This window comes from Marinomonas vaga (assembly GCF_055388305.1).
Map to the genome: position 1 here is coordinate 2715336 of NZ_AP043903.1, position 14000 is coordinate 2729335.

The following is a 14000-nucleotide window of genomic DNA, read 5'->3' on the forward strand; positions in this document are numbered from 1 at the left end:
GGAGCCTTTTCGGCAAGGTTGTTGGTTATGTCTTCTGTGTTGTCTCACCCTTTAATGGCTAGATTGCTGGGCCCAAAATTAGCCATGGTGCTAGTCACTATGGTGTGGGGTGGCACGTTTTACGTGATTAAAGTGGGTCTCACATTAAGTACGCCGATGTTTTTTGTGGGCAGTCGTTTTACCGCAGCCTCTCTTGCCATTGCGTTAATCTCTTATCATTCCTTGCGCCGCATCAGTCGTGCAGATGTGGTTGCAGCCATGGCCATTGGAGCGTCCATTACCCTGGGCTATGGCTCTCAAACCACGGGCTTGCAATACATTACCAGTAGTGAATCGGCGTTTATTACGGCGTTATATGTCCCCTTGGTGCCAATGATTGTCTTTATGGTGTTTAAAAAGGTGCCCCATTACATGACCTGTGTGGGAGCCTTGGTGGCATTTGTAGGTTTGATGCTGTTATCTGGGGTGGGTAGCAGTGCTCAGACTCTGAATTTTGGTCATGTGATCACAGCGTTTGGCACCATAGCGTTGGCGTTTGAAATCATCTTTATTAGCCACTTCGCGCCCCATGTGAATCTCAAAAATGTCACCATCCTGCAGCTTTTATTTGCAGGGATCTTTGCCTTTATTGCCATGCCGTTTGTGGGGGAAACCCAGTTGCCTGATTTTTCCTGGGAGTTGACGGGATTAATTGTGGGCTTAGGGCTTGCCAGTGCTTTGATCCAACTCACGATGAACTGGGCGCAACGCAGTGTGGAGTCTTCTACCGCCGCTATTATTTATGCGGGAGAGCCTGTTTGGGCGGGCATTGTGGGTCGTATTGCAGGGGAGCGTTTGCCTGCCATTGCCATGCTTGGGGGCGTGTTTGTGGTGGCGGGGTTATTGCTCAGTGAAGTGCGCCCCAAAAGCAAAAAAGCATCGATCAAGCAGGCGGATTGATGCTTTCTGCTATTTTCAGTTTTCCAGCCAGGATTTGCCATCTCAGCTTATTGTTGAGTATGAGCGTAGGCATCCACAAGCGTGTCGAGCATAGCGGCAGCAGCGATGGATAACATGGATCGAGGTTTACAGATGACCCCCACGGTTCGCTCAATCGTCGGATGGGTAATAGGGCGTTCCAGTACCCCCTGTTCCCTGATTTGCTGACGACAGGTTGCGGGGACAACCGCTACCCCCATTCCTTCACTGACCATTCTCACTACCGTCGTAAGTTGGTGAGCATCAAATGCCACGGCTAAATCAATCTGGGCGTCTTTCAGGCTTTTTTCAATCATGGTACGCACGCTCGATGGTCGCTGCAGAGTAATAAAATCGTATGCTAACAGCGCCTGCCAAGTGAGTTCCGTTTGCTCTGCTAACACATGTCCCTGAGGCAGAATGGCGATGAATTCATCTCGATAAAGGGGGTAAAACGTTAGACCTTCCGCTTGATTGGGTTCAAAGGTCACCCCCAATTCCACACTGTTGTTTGCCACTCGCTCCACCACCATGTCTGACAGGACATCGTCGATGGCGATTTGAATGTTTGGAAAGCGCTGATGATATTGCTGGATGGCTTTGGGAAGCAAAGAGCCTGCAAAGGAGGGCATGGCTGCAATGGATATTTTGCCTAGCTGCAAAGCGAAGCGTTGCTTCATTTCGTCTTCCGCATCCTGCCATTGTGCTAACAGCCGCCTTGCGATGGGGACTAGGGCATCCCCTTCTGGAGTCAGGGAAATAGTGCGTGTGGTGCGGGTCAGTAACTTGCCTCCCAAGGAGTCTTCCAAGCCTTTAACAGCAAGGCTTAGAGCAGGTTGAGAAAGGTGTAATTGATGGGCTGCTTGGGCAAAGCTAAGGGACTCAGCCACCGCCAAAAAGGCCTTGATTTGCTTGATATTCATTTGATTTATTTATCAATATATATGAAAAATAAAATTAATTAATCCGAACTGATAAGTCAAACTGTTTGCCATAGACATTCCAGACAGTATTCATCGCACAATAATAATTAGGAGTCGTGATGGCAGGTTTTGACAAAGTAGTTACATCTTACGAAGAGGCCATGGATGGCCTGGAAGATGGCATGACCATAATCGCCGGAGGCTTTGGCCTTTGCGGTATCCCAGAGAACTTAATCGCAGAGATTAAGCGTCGTCAAACTAAGCAATTGACCGTAGTGTCCAACAACTGTGGTTCCGACGGGTTCGGACTCGGTATCTTGCTTGAAGACAAACAAATCCAAAAAATGATCGCGTCCTATGTGGGTGAAAACAACCTGTTCGAGCAGCAACTGCTTAGCGGCGAGATCGACGTTGTGTTGACCCCTCAAGGCACATTGGCCGAAAAGATTCGCGCTGGCGGCGCAGGTATTCCTGCATTTTACACCGCAACAGGTGTGGGTACCCCAGTGGCGGAAGGCAAAGAAACCCGTGTAATTGATGGCAGAGAGTATCTGCTTGAGCCCGCCATTAAAGGTGATTTTGCCATTGTGAAAGGCTGGAAAGCCGACCGCTTTGGCAACGTGGTATATCGCCATACTGCACAGAACTTCAACCCTCTCGCGGCCACCGCAGGCAAGATTACCGTTGTAGAAGTGGAAGAGATCGTAGAAGTAGGGGAGCTAGAACCTACTCAAATTCATACGCCGGGTATCTACGTAAACCGTGTGATCAAAGGCACATTTGAAAAGCGCATTGAGAAAGTCGCAGTACGCTCATAACGATTTATCCATTTAAACAAAAACAAGAGGTGGCTATGGCTCTTTCAAGAGAACAAATGGCACAACGTGTGGCCCAAGAGTTACGTGATGGTTTTTACGTAAACCTAGGTATCGGCATCCCCACTTTGGTGGCCAACTATGTGCCTGAAGGCATGGAAGTTATGTTGCAATCAGAAAACGGTCTACTGGGTATGGGGGCGTTCCCAACCGAAGATCAACTGGATGCAGACATGATTAACGCGGGTAAGCAAACGGTTACGGCGATCAAGGGTGCATCGATTTTCTCCTCAGCAGAATCCTTTGCCATGATACGCGGTGGTCATGTGGACCTCACCGTATTAGGCGCATTTGAAGTGGATGTACACGGCAATATTGCGTCTTGGATGATTCCCAACAAGCTTGTGAAAGGCATGGGAGGCGCTATGGATTTGGTGGCTGGTGCGGACAACATCATTGTGACCATGACCCACGCATCAAAGACCGGTGAATCTAAGCTTTTGGCGGATTGTGCTTTACCTTTGACCGGCAAAGGCTGCATTAAAAAAGTGCTAACGGATCTAGCATGGATCGAAATCGAAGACGGGGCGTTCGTACTAAAAGAGCGAGCACCGGGCGTATCGGTTGAAGAGATCCAAGAAAAAACAGCGGGCAAGCTGGTGATCCCAGATCATGTCCCAGAAATGGCGGTTGCGTAAGCAGCGTCTTTTGACAAGACAACGAGACAAGGAGAATCGACCATGAAAGCAGTGATTGTTGCAGCAGGTCGTAGTGCTATTGGCGCATTTCAAGGGGCATTGTCACCTCTGTCTGCGGTTCAGATCGGCACACAAGTATTGCAAGGCTTACTGAAAAAGCATCCAGCCCTAGTGAAGCAGATTGACGAGGTGATCCTAGGTCAAGTGTTAGCCGCTGGCTGTGGCCAGAATCCAGCTCGACAAACCGCGTTAAATGCTGGCTTGCCTAATCATATCTCAGCCATGACGGTGAACATGGTCTGTGGCTCAGGGCTTAAAGCGGTTCAATTGGCGGCGCAAGCGGTGCTCAATGGGGACGCTAAAGTGGTGGTCGCGGGCGGACAAGAAAGCATGAGCCAAGCGCCTCATGTATTACCTAATAGCCGCGGTGGCAAAAAAATGGGCCACTGGAACATGATTGATACCATGATCAGTGATGGCCTTTGGGATGCCTTCCATGATTACCATATGGGTCAAACCGCCGAAAACATTGCCGATCAATGGCAGATCACTCGAGAGCAACAAGACGCCTTTGCGGCCATGTCTCAGCAAAGAGCTGCCAAGGCTCAAGCCTCAGGACGCTTTCAAGAAGAGATCTTGCCCATCGCTATCCCCCAACGAAAAGGGGATCCCATTGTAGTGAGCGAAGACGAACAAATTCGTCCCAATAGCAGTGCGGAGTCCTTGAGTGGTCTGCGTCCTGCGTTCACTAAAACTGGCTCGGTGACCGCAGGCAACGCTTCGACCCTGAACGACGGCGCAGCCATGGTCGTGGTCACTACGGATGAAGAAGCAAAACGTTTGGGCTTGCCAATCTTAGCCACCATCGAAGGCTCAGCCACGTCAGGGGTTGATCCACAAATCATGGGTACAGGCCCCATTACTGCGAGCCAAAAAGCGTTAAGCAAAGCCCAGTGGGAAGTAAAAGATCTGGATCTCATTGAGGCCAATGAAGCCTTTGCGGTACAGGCTCTATGTGTCAGCCAAGAGTTAGGACTGACCGCTGATCGCGTCAACGTCAATGGCGGTGCGATTGCCCTAGGACATCCCATCGGTGCCTCAGGTTGCCGCGTGTTGGTGTCACTGATTCATGAAATGCAAAAGCAAAAAGCAGAAAAAGGACTTGCGACCTTGTGTATTGGTGGTGGCATGGGTGTTGCCATGTTGATCAGCCAAGCACATTAAGCCAGTTCAGCGCTAAGCACTAAAAATGAAAAACTAAAAAAGGGCCACAAGCCCTGCCTAAAATAACTATAAAATAGGGAAAAACCATGTCTCAATTGACGACACAAAAAACTGCGTTGCAGCGGTTAAGCTATTTCTTCGTGACGCTCCTGCAAAGATACCTGCCGGATCCTTTTATCTTTGCCATCGTTCTGACCCTTGTGGTGTTTGCATTGGTGATGCCAAGTACTGGCCAAGGCCCCGTTCAGGTGGTTGAAGCATGGGCCGGTGGCTTCTGGAAGCTACTTAGCTTTTCCATGCAGATGGCTATGGTTGTGGTAACAGGTCATGCTATGGCGAGCGCGCCCGCCTTTAAGCGCAAACTTGCCATGATGGCAGGCATTGCCAAAACCCCAAGCCAAGCCATCTTACTCGTCACTGTTACCAGTGCCATTGCCTGTTGGGTAAACTGGGGTTTTGGCCTTGTTGTTGGGGCCATCTTTGCCCGTGAATTAGCCGCCAAAGTACGCGGTGTGGATTACCGTCTATTGATTGCCTCCGCATACAGCGGTTTCTTATTTTGGCATGCTGGCCTATCAGGCTCGATTCCATTAGCCATTGCCAGTGGCTCAAACATTGAAGCCGTTACCAATGGTGCGGTAACCTCTGCCATTCCGACGTCGGAAACCATTTTCTCTCCCATGAACATTACCATCTTGCTGGTGATGTTGGTGACCATCCCAGTGTTGAACCGCTTCATGCACCCAGCGCCACAGGATACCATCGAGTTTGATACCTCTGAGCTGATCGACAAGAACCCTGAGCAACCCTTAGACAAGGCTAACATGACCCCCGCAGAGCGCATGGAAAACAGCCGTGTGTTGTCTGGTTTGATCGGTCTAATGGGTTATGTGTTTGTGGTGGTGTATTTCATAAAAAATGGCTTCGCGCTTAACCTAAACATTGTTAACTTTGTGTTCTTGTTCACCGCCATTTTACTTCATGGCACACCTAAGAGCTTGTTGTCAGAGGTATCGGACGGTGCGAGAAACTGTTCTGGAATCTTGCTTCAATTCCCATTCTACGCGGGCATCATGGGCATGATGACGGCAGTGGGCAGCACTGGGGACAGTCTTGCCAGTCTTATCTCTCAAGGGTTTGTGGCCATCTCTAATGAAACTACGTTTCCACTATTCACTTTCTTAAGTGCGGGCATTGTGAACTTCTTTGTACCGTCTGGTGGTGGTCAATGGGCAGTACAGGCACCGGTGATGATGCCAGCAGGGGCAGAGCTGGGTGTTGATGCGGCGAAAACCGCCATGGCGATTGCTTGGGGTGACGCTTGGACTAACATGATCCAGCCGTTCTGGGCGTTGCCAGCATTAGCCATCGCAGGTCTTGGTGCGAAAGACGTGATGGGCTACTGCTTACTTGCATTGTTAGGTTCAGGTGTCGTAATCGGCCTTGGCCTACTGATTTTCTAACGAAGTTATTCCGCTCCTTCGTTAACCAAGCGTCCGAGTAATCGGGCGCTTTTTTTCGTTTGGCGCCGTGATACAAGTATTGCCAATAAGGTTGGCGTATACTGTTACTCTTGTTAAACGAGTCATGTGGCGCGGGCAGTAAGAAGGACGAAATGGAATTTATTACAAACATCGAAAGTTCAGGTCGTTTGGCCATCGATCTTGTGTTGTATTTGATGCTACCTATCACTGTGGTGATGGGAGGCTTAATGAAGGTGCTTGAGAACAAGGGCCTGTTGGCCTGGCTCTCAGTTAAGCTGTCGAAAGTAACCCATTCCTTTGGCGCATCAGGGATTGGGGTTATCGCGTCCATCAAGATTTTATTTGTCAGTTCTGTGGCACCGTTTCCTGCCTTAATTAAAGTGGACGCCATGGAGCCCGATCAGCGTAAAGTGGCGGCTACCATCGCTCTGGTCATGACCATGACTCAGGGTAACATCTCCTTTCCTTTGATTGCCTACGGCTTGAATATCTGGGTATTGCTGTTTTCGTCCTTGGTGGGCGGTATCATTGCGTCGGCGTTTACCTATTATGTGCTGATGCGTGATGTGTCTCCGTCTGCCAACAGTATTGATGTGGTGGAAAAGGGGCCAGCTGTTAAGAAAACCATTGTTCAATCCTTGTCAGACGGGGGCATGGAAGGGATGAAGATTGCCATCGGTATGCTGCCGATGTTGATCATTACCATCTTTATTCTGACCATTTTGAAAGACTTAAACGTCATTGCATTTTTGACGGATCTACTGGCTCCGGCTTTTCAGGCCATTGGTCTACCTGGGGCAGCCGTGTTGCCCATTATCACTAAATATGTAGCGGGAGGGACCGCTTACCTAGGTGTGATCATTGACCAAGCCCAACATGGCACCTTGTCCCCACGGGATTTAAACATCATTGCTGGTTTAGCCAGTAACCCATTGGATTTAGTGGGCTTGGCGCTGTTTTCAGCCATTGGCCCACGTATTGGTAAGGTGTTTCGTTATGCCATATTGGGTGCGTTACTGGGATTGCTCGTTCGTGCGGTGATCCATTTAGTTTGGTTTTACTAGCTAAAGAGTACCAAAGGCCATCCAGCTGCTAAGCAGCAACATAAATACCGCGATAAAACCGTCTAATACTCGCCAGGCGTTAGGGTTGCCAAACAGGGGGCGCAATAAGCGCGCACCATAACCTAACGCCACAAACCACACCAAACTGGCGAGGCAAGCCCCCACTGCAAATGCGATTTGTCCTAATCCTATATAGTGGGTCGATAGGCTGCCCAACAGCACCATGGTGTCTAGATACACATGGGGGTTTAAAAAGGTGAAGGCTAAGCAGGTGAGTACTACTTTCGATAAGGAGGCTTGAGCTTCTGATTGACTGGCTTCTAATGCCCCTGAGCCTGTGATGGCTCGTTTTGCGGCGAGCAGCCCATACCAAGCGAGAAACGCCGCACCACCGTATTGCAAGGCTATTATCAACTGGGGCCATTCAGTGATTAAAAAGCCTATGCCTGCCACCCCCAGAGTAATCAACAGCATATCGCTAAGGGAAGTCATGGCGACAATGACACCCACGTGATGTCTTAGCAGTCCTTGGCGCAGAACAAAGGCGTTTTGCGAGCCAATGGCGATAATGAGTCCAGCGCCTGCGGTAAAGCCCGATAGCATAGCGGTAATAAGCATGTAGGTTCCCTAGTTGAATCAATGAACTGGGGGCATGATGCAATGGGTGTTATTGTAAGTAAAATTAATTAATCTTAGATAAGTTAAGAAAAGCTAATTAGAACACACTGATCGGTAGATAGAACTCAAGATCAAAGGTTTCGTCTGCTTCGATAAATTGGTTTTTATGATAGCGCACGTAACCCGGCGTAGAACGCAGTTTGAACTTAGAGGCTGGTAGCCAGGTTTCGAATACTTGGCTAATGCGGGGCAGCAGCTCTCCATACTTGCCTGTTAAATGAAACACTGCGTGCAGTCCCGCAGGAATGGTCAATTGACTGACGAGGGATTGGCGACCGATAGGGCGGTCGATTTCTAAGCAAGCCACATAATGACATTTGCTCAGTTCCACCCATGCTGGATTAGAGTGATGCAAACCAAATTGCCCAGAGGTGTCCCGCTGTTCCGCATTGGCCCAAGCAAATAAGGTCATCCACGCTTCTTTAATGGAGCGCCCATAGCCAAGGTGGCGTTTGTAGGCCACCAAGCGAGAGGGTACCTCGATAATTTTAGGGGAAGGTAAAGTTTGATGACTGATGCGCTGATAGCCAAGGGCCACGTCAGGGTCCGTTAAATAAGGCTTATCGGTGGAGGGCTCATCCTGCTGGCGCCATGCGGATGGGGCGCAATGGAAGGTGCTCTTAAAGGCTTTATTAAAAGAGGATGCTGAGCTAAAGCCACAGCGATTGGCGATGTCCAACACCGAAGAGCTGGTATCAAACATAAGCTGATTGGCAGCGTATTCCATTCGCACCCGTCGTATGTACTGGTGGATGGATTCTCCTACGATCTGCTTAAACAAGCGGTGAAAGTGTTGCTCAGAGTAGGCGGCAATGTCAGCAAGCTGTTTTGCGGACAAAGGACGACTGATGTCCTGATGGATGTAAAACAAAACTTCGTTGATACGGCTTAGGTGCTGCTTTGACATCCGCTTTATGGCCTTGTTAAAAATTGAAAAAAGTTAAAACGCTAAAATAGCATAAATGGACAACGTATATCGCATAAATGGACATTAGTTATAGCATAAACGGACAATTATTTTAGATGGTAGAACCGTAGCATAAAGCCTCCCTTAACCCAACGAAGGAAGGATACAATGAAGTTGTCGACACCGGTTTTGCGCATGAAATCATCTTTTATCAGAGAAATATTAGCGGCGGCCAGCGATCCCAATGTGATTTCTTTGGCAGGCGGATTGCCGGACGAAAAAACCTTCCCACTCGATATTCTCAAGCCTGTGATGACTAAGATCCCTGAGGATGTCTCATTGTTTCAATATGGCCCAACTCAAGGCTATGGGCCCTTGGTGAAACATTTAACGGCCCGTTATGAGGTGCCGAATCATCATAAACTATTAGTAACAACGGGCTCCCAACAAGGATTGGATCTCATCGCACGGGCTTTCTTTGATCCAGAAGATAAGATTGTTATGGAAGCACCAAGCTACCTTGGCGCCATGCAGGTGTTTGATTTGGTACAAGCTCGCATTTTGGAAGTACCGCAAACGGACGAGGGGCCGGATCTGGAGGCCTTAGAAGTATGCTTTGCAACGCAACGTCCCAAGGCATTTTACGGCGTCCCCGATTTTCATAATCCCACAGGGGTATCTTGGTCCTTAGCCACGCGACACAAGGTAGCGGAGCTTTGTCTGGCTTATCAGGTGACCTTGATCGAGGACGCCCCTTATCGAGATTTACGCTTTAGTGGCGATGCGTTACCTATGGTGTCGAGCTTTTGTCCAGATCAGTCCTTGGTATTACGCTCCTTTTCTAAAATAGCCTCTCCTGGGTTGCGGATGGGGGTTGTGTCCGGGCCAGAGGCTTGGGTGGATGCCTTAATCAAGGTTAAGCAAGGGGCAGACCTGCATTCCAGTGTGCCCGTTCAGGCCATGTTGTTAGGCTTGTTAGAACACCCAGACTTTGACGCCCATGTGGCAAAAGTAAGTGACCTGTATCAAGGGCGTTACCAAGTATTGGCGAAAGCCTTATCCGCTCTGGAAGATTACGGCTGTCGTACCTTGCCGACACAAGGGGGGATGTTTGTTTGGTTAACCTTACCCGATTGCGACACCATGGCTTTAGCGTATAGGTTGTTGGACCAAGGCATCGCTGCTGTGCCCAGTGATGTATTTTATTCCGGTGACAAAGGTCAATCTGCGTTACGATTGAATTTTACCAATGCTACGCCTGACAAACTTGAGCAAGCCGTCATGCGTTTAGAGAGCGTATTGAAATCACTTGCTCCAAAAGCCGCCGTCGGCGGCGAATAGGGCAGATCGTTACAAGAAGGATAGAAATGAGTCTTTTGCATCCGCAATTGGCCGCGTTTGCGGCAGTTATAGAAGAGGGAAGCTTTGATGGGGCGGCGAAACGCCTTTGTGTCACGTCCTCTGCCATCTCCCAACGGGTAAAAGCCTTGGAAGATCGCATGGGACAGGTGCTGATCGTGCGTCAGCCCCCTTGTCGTCCGACGGAAGCAGGTCAATTGCTGTTACGTCGAGTGAAGTCCATGCAGGTGCTGGAAGCGGAAGCCTTTGAGGCTTTTCAGCTAGACCAAGGGGACGATGTTGTGGCGCGCAGGCTGACCATCGCCGTCAACGATGACTCCTTAGAGACTTGGGTGCTGCCCGCCATAGCAGAGCTTAACCGACAGTATGGTTATTTGTTTGATGTGGTGGTGGACGATCAAGACCATTCTCTTGATCTCTTGCGGGATGGTACGGCGATTGGTGCCATCACTTCTGACTCTAAAGCGATCCAAGGGTGTGACATTCATTTGCTGGGCACCATGCGCTATCAAGCCATCGCGTCCCCTGAGTTTATTAAACGTTACTTTCCCGCGGGCGTGAGTCGAGAAGCCTTAGCTAAAGCGCCCATGATGGTGTTTAACCGCAAAGACGAATTGCAAAACCGTTTTATTAAATCCAAGACCCATGACATCTTATCTCCGCCAACCCATTACCTGCCTACCTCGAAAGGCTTTGTAGAGGCGGCGGCCCTAGGATTAGGCTGGTGTATGGTCCCTGAGTGCATGATTGAGTCTGATTTAGGCTCAAACCGAGTGGCCATGCTAGATGAATCAAACCCCGTTGATGTACCTCTTTATTGGCAGCATGGGGCAATTAGATCAACAACGTTAATGAATCTCACCCGTATTTTCTGGGATCACGGTCAGAATGTCCTTATAAATGTGGCTAATTGATAAATTATTTTTTTGTATTGTAAAAAAATATTAGTTGGATTTTTGAGTTTGAACTGTTTAGTTTTTAGGAGTGCATTGACGAAAGTCAGACAAAACATACTAAAAACTAAATAGGAACACTCATGAAGCCATTAAAAACTACTTTAATCGCAACCAGCTTGCTGTCGTCTTCTGTATTTGCTGCGACTTGGCACATGCCAACGCCATACGGTGACGGTAACCTATCTACTCAACTGGCATACGAATTCGCTGAAGAAATCAAAGAGAAAACTGGCGGTGACTTGGACATTACCGTTCACTCCGGCGGCTCTTTGGTTAAGCACTTGGAAATCCCACGAGCTGTGCGCTCTGGACAAGTCCAAGTAGGTGAGATTTTCATGGCGATCATGGGTAACGAAGACCCTATTTACAAACACGACAACATTCCATTCTTGGCGTCTACTTATGGTGACGCTCAATCCCTATGGGAAGCTGCTAAGCCTTCTATCGAGGCCAAACTTGCTGAAAGCGGTATGAAGCTTCTTTACACTGTGGCATGGCCAGCACAAAGCTTGTACACCAAGATGCCTGTGTCAAACCTAGCTGACCTGAAAGGCGAAAAAATGCGTACAAATAGTCCATCCACGTCACGTCTAGCGGACTTGATGGGCACAGTGCCAACCACAGTACAAGTACCTGATGTGCCTCAAGCGTTCAGTACTGGCATCGTTCAGGCCATGGTGACATCTCCTTCTACGGGGGCAGACACGCAAGCTTGGGACTATGTTGACTACTACACAGACATCAAAGCATGGATTCCGAAAAACATCGTAATCGTTAACAACCGTGCGTTCCGTCGTCTAGACAAAGAAACCCAAGACATCGTTATGGCGGCTGCTCAGCATGTTGAAAGCGAAGGCTGGAAGCGTGTAGAGGTGCGTGGTGAAAACGATACACAAATCCTGCGTGATAACGGTATGAACGTGACTGAGCCGACTCAAGAATTCGTCGAAGAGTTGGTGGAAATCGGTAAAACCATGGCCGCAGAATGGAAAGCGGAAGATCCAGAAGCGATCGGTAAGATCCTAGAACGCTACAACCCTTAATACCTTACCTCTCCACCCACCGCGTCAGTCTCTGACGCGGTGCCACTCTTGGGAGGGTCTCTATGAGTTCCCTGAAATCTAAAGGCTACCAGTTGTCTGGTTTGCTTTCTGGCGCCTGTATTGTCGCTATTACCTTGTTGCTTTTGCTACAAATTGTCGGCCGTTTGTTTGGTTTTATTGTGCCCTCAGCAGAGGACTTTGCTGGGTTTGCTTTGGCCGCTTCTACTTTTTTTGGTTTGGCTTATACCTTCCGTGAAGGGGGCCATATTCGCGTGACCTTGGTGATCCAACGTTTTGGCACCCAAGCACGTCTTTTACAAGAACGTTGTGTGTTGGTGCTGGGCGTACTGCTGAGCATTGGCATCGCCTACGCCTGTGTCTTCATGGTGTATGAATCCTACGTCTATGACGAAGTGTCCTATGGCTATGTGCCGGTACCGCTTTGGATCCCACAACTGCCTGTTGCTATCGGTGCCTGCGCCTTGGTGTTTGCTACCCTAGATGCGCTTTGGAGCGCCCTGAAAGGTCAGACTCCTGACTACATGAAACATGAAGATGAGTTGGGAGAAGGCTAACCATGGATATGACGTTAATTTCTATTTTTCTAGCGGTGGTCATGATCGCCATGTTGGCCTTTGGTGTGTGGGTGTCCTTTACCCTGATCGCCGTGGGCGGCTTGGGTTTGCTGCTGTCGGGTAATTACCAAATCGATTTGTTGTTTGGTACCTCCACATGGGGTGCGGGGACGGCTTGGTCCCTTACCGCATTACCATTGTTCATCTGGATGGGGGAGATCCTGTTTCGCACGCGGCTCTCTACGGATTTATTTGAAGGTTTGTCCCCATGGCTGGGGGGCGTTCCGGGTAAGCTGCTGCATGTGAACATTTTTAGCTGTGGCATCTTTGCGGCAGTCTCTGGTAGCTCGGCTGCGACCGCTGCGACCATTGGCCGCATGACTTTGCCAGAGCTGAAAAAGCAAGGTTACAGTGACCGTATGGCCATTGGTACCTTGGCGGGTTCGGGCACCCTTGGGTTGCTGATCCCTCCGTCCATTATCTTGATTGTTTATGGGGTGGCAGCCGAAGTCTCCATCGCCCGTTTGTTTGTGGCGGGTGCGCTACCGGGCTTACTACTTGTGACCTTGTTTATGGGTTACACCATGATCTGGGCGAAGCTACACAAAGACGAGCTGCCGCCTAAATCCGCAAGCGCGGTGCCTTTGGCTCAGAAAGTTATTGCCATCCGCCGTTTGTTCCCTGTGATGGGCTTGATCGGCTTTGTGTTGGGTTCCATTTACGGTGGATTAACAACGCCAACGGAAGCTGCAGCCATCGGTGTGGCAGGAGCTTTGGCGCTGGCTGGGCTAACGGGAGCGTTAAGCTTCGCAAGCTTTATGGACAGCTTAATGGGGGCTGTAAAGAGCGCTTGTATGATCACCTTTATCTTGGTGGGAGCGCACTTTTTGACCATTGCTATGGGCTTCCTAGGTATTCCTAAATCCCTTGCGGAATGGATTGCAGAGCTCAATCTGTCGCCCATGATGTTGATCGTTTACCTGACTATCTTCTTTATGGTGCTGGGCTGTTTCTTGGATGGTATTTCCGTGGTGGTTCTGACCGTAGCTGTGGTGCTGCCTATGGTAGAAGCGGCTGGTATCGACTTGCTGTGGTTCGGGATCTTCATCGTCTTCGTGGTGGAAATGTCCCAGATCACGCCACCTGTTGGGTTTAACCTGTTTGTGATTCAAGCATTAACCGGCAAGAGCATCCTTTATGTGGCTCGTGCAGCCTTGCCATTTTTCCTACTGATTGGTTTGGCAATCGTTCTGGTGACTGTATTCCCAGAGATCGTGACCTACTTGCCAACCACTATGTCTCAGCGTTAAGGAGTTC

14 protein-coding genes are annotated in these 14000 nt (G+C 49.4%); 11 read left to right on the top strand and 3 right to left on the bottom strand.

The window, feature by feature from the left end; all coding sequences use genetic code 11:
* Positions 1 to 27 precede the first annotated feature (27 nt).
* Positions 28 to 939, top strand: coding sequence for a DMT family transporter (locus ACZ5DR_RS12735; protein WP_377369902.1), 912 nt, complete (start codon positions 28 to 30; stop codon positions 937 to 939).
* 47 nt (positions 940 to 986) lie between these two features.
* Here ACZ5DR_RS12735 and ACZ5DR_RS12740 read toward each other — a convergent pair whose 3' ends face one another.
* Entirely contained in the window at positions 987 to 1880 is an 894-nt protein-coding gene (locus ACZ5DR_RS12740) for a LysR family transcriptional regulator (protein ID WP_377369904.1), read from the bottom strand.
* 119 nt (positions 1881 to 1999) lie between these two features.
* Here ACZ5DR_RS12740 and ACZ5DR_RS12745 point away from each other — a divergent pair, with 119 nt between their 5' ends.
* The 5 genes from ACZ5DR_RS12745 (at position 2000) to ACZ5DR_RS12765 (ending at position 7165) form a co-directional block, all read left to right on the top strand.
* Positions 2000 to 2698, top strand: coding sequence for a CoA transferase subunit A (locus ACZ5DR_RS12745; protein ID WP_377369906.1), 699 nt, complete (start codon positions 2000 to 2002; stop codon positions 2696 to 2698).
* A 35-nt stretch (positions 2699 to 2733) separates the two neighbouring features.
* A complete protein-coding gene (locus tag ACZ5DR_RS12750; RefSeq protein ID WP_377369908.1) occupies positions 2734 to 3393 on the top strand; it encodes a CoA transferase subunit B in 660 nt (219 codons plus the stop codon).
* Positions 3394 to 3435: 42 nt separating this feature from the next.
* Positions 3436 to 4617: an acetyl-CoA C-acetyltransferase gene (locus ACZ5DR_RS12755; protein ID WP_377369910.1), complete on the top strand. Its 1182-nt coding sequence runs from the start codon at positions 3436 to 3438 to the stop codon at positions 4615 to 4617.
* A gap of 86 nt (positions 4618 to 4703) precedes the next feature.
* On the top strand, positions 4704 to 6080 hold the full coding sequence (locus ACZ5DR_RS12760; RefSeq protein WP_377369912.1) for a short-chain fatty acid transporter: 1377 nt from the start codon (positions 4704 to 4706) through the stop codon (positions 6078 to 6080).
* A 152-nt stretch (positions 6081 to 6232) separates the two neighbouring features.
* Entirely contained in the window at positions 6233 to 7165 is a 933-nt protein-coding gene (locus ACZ5DR_RS12765; RefSeq protein WP_377369914.1) for a nucleoside recognition domain-containing protein, read from the top strand.
* On the opposite strand, the gene ACZ5DR_RS12770 is transcribed toward ACZ5DR_RS12765, so the two are convergent.
* Positions 7166 to 7783 carry a LysE/ArgO family amino acid transporter gene (locus tag ACZ5DR_RS12770; protein WP_377369917.1) on the bottom strand — a complete coding sequence of 206 codons (618 nt, stop codon included), beginning with the start codon at positions 7781 to 7783 and terminating at the stop codon, positions 7166 to 7168.
* Positions 7784 to 7880: 97 nt separating this feature from the next.
* Positions 7881 to 8750 carry an AraC family transcriptional regulator gene (locus ACZ5DR_RS12775; RefSeq protein WP_377369919.1) on the bottom strand — a complete coding sequence of 290 codons (870 nt, stop codon included), beginning with the start codon at positions 8748 to 8750 and terminating at the stop codon, positions 7881 to 7883.
* A 168-nt stretch (positions 8751 to 8918) separates the two neighbouring features.
* Between ACZ5DR_RS12775 and ACZ5DR_RS12780 the strand changes: the two genes are divergently transcribed.
* The 5 genes from ACZ5DR_RS12780 (at position 8919) to ACZ5DR_RS12800 (ending at position 13993) form a co-directional block, all read left to right on the top strand.
* Complete coding sequence (locus tag ACZ5DR_RS12780; protein WP_377369921.1) at positions 8919 to 10091, top strand: aminotransferase-like domain-containing protein; 1173 nt, start codon at positions 8919 to 8921, stop codon at positions 10089 to 10091.
* A gap of 26 nt (positions 10092 to 10117) precedes the next feature.
* On the top strand, positions 10118 to 11023 hold the full coding sequence (locus ACZ5DR_RS12785; RefSeq protein WP_377369923.1) for a LysR family transcriptional regulator ArgP: 906 nt from the start codon (positions 10118 to 10120) through the stop codon (positions 11021 to 11023).
* 122 nt (positions 11024 to 11145) lie between these two features.
* Entirely contained in the window at positions 11146 to 12108 is a 963-nt protein-coding gene (locus ACZ5DR_RS12790) for a TRAP transporter substrate-binding protein (protein ID WP_377369925.1), read from the top strand.
* Positions 12109 to 12170: 62 nt separating this feature from the next.
* Complete coding sequence (locus tag ACZ5DR_RS12795; protein WP_377369927.1) at positions 12171 to 12683, top strand: TRAP transporter small permease; 513 nt, start codon at positions 12171 to 12173, stop codon at positions 12681 to 12683.
* A 2-nt stretch (positions 12684 to 12685) separates the two neighbouring features.
* Positions 12686 to 13993, top strand: a complete 1308-nt coding sequence (locus tag ACZ5DR_RS12800; protein WP_377369929.1) for a TRAP transporter large permease — start codon at positions 12686 to 12688, stop codon at positions 13991 to 13993.
* Positions 13994 to 14000: the final 7 nt, after the last annotated feature.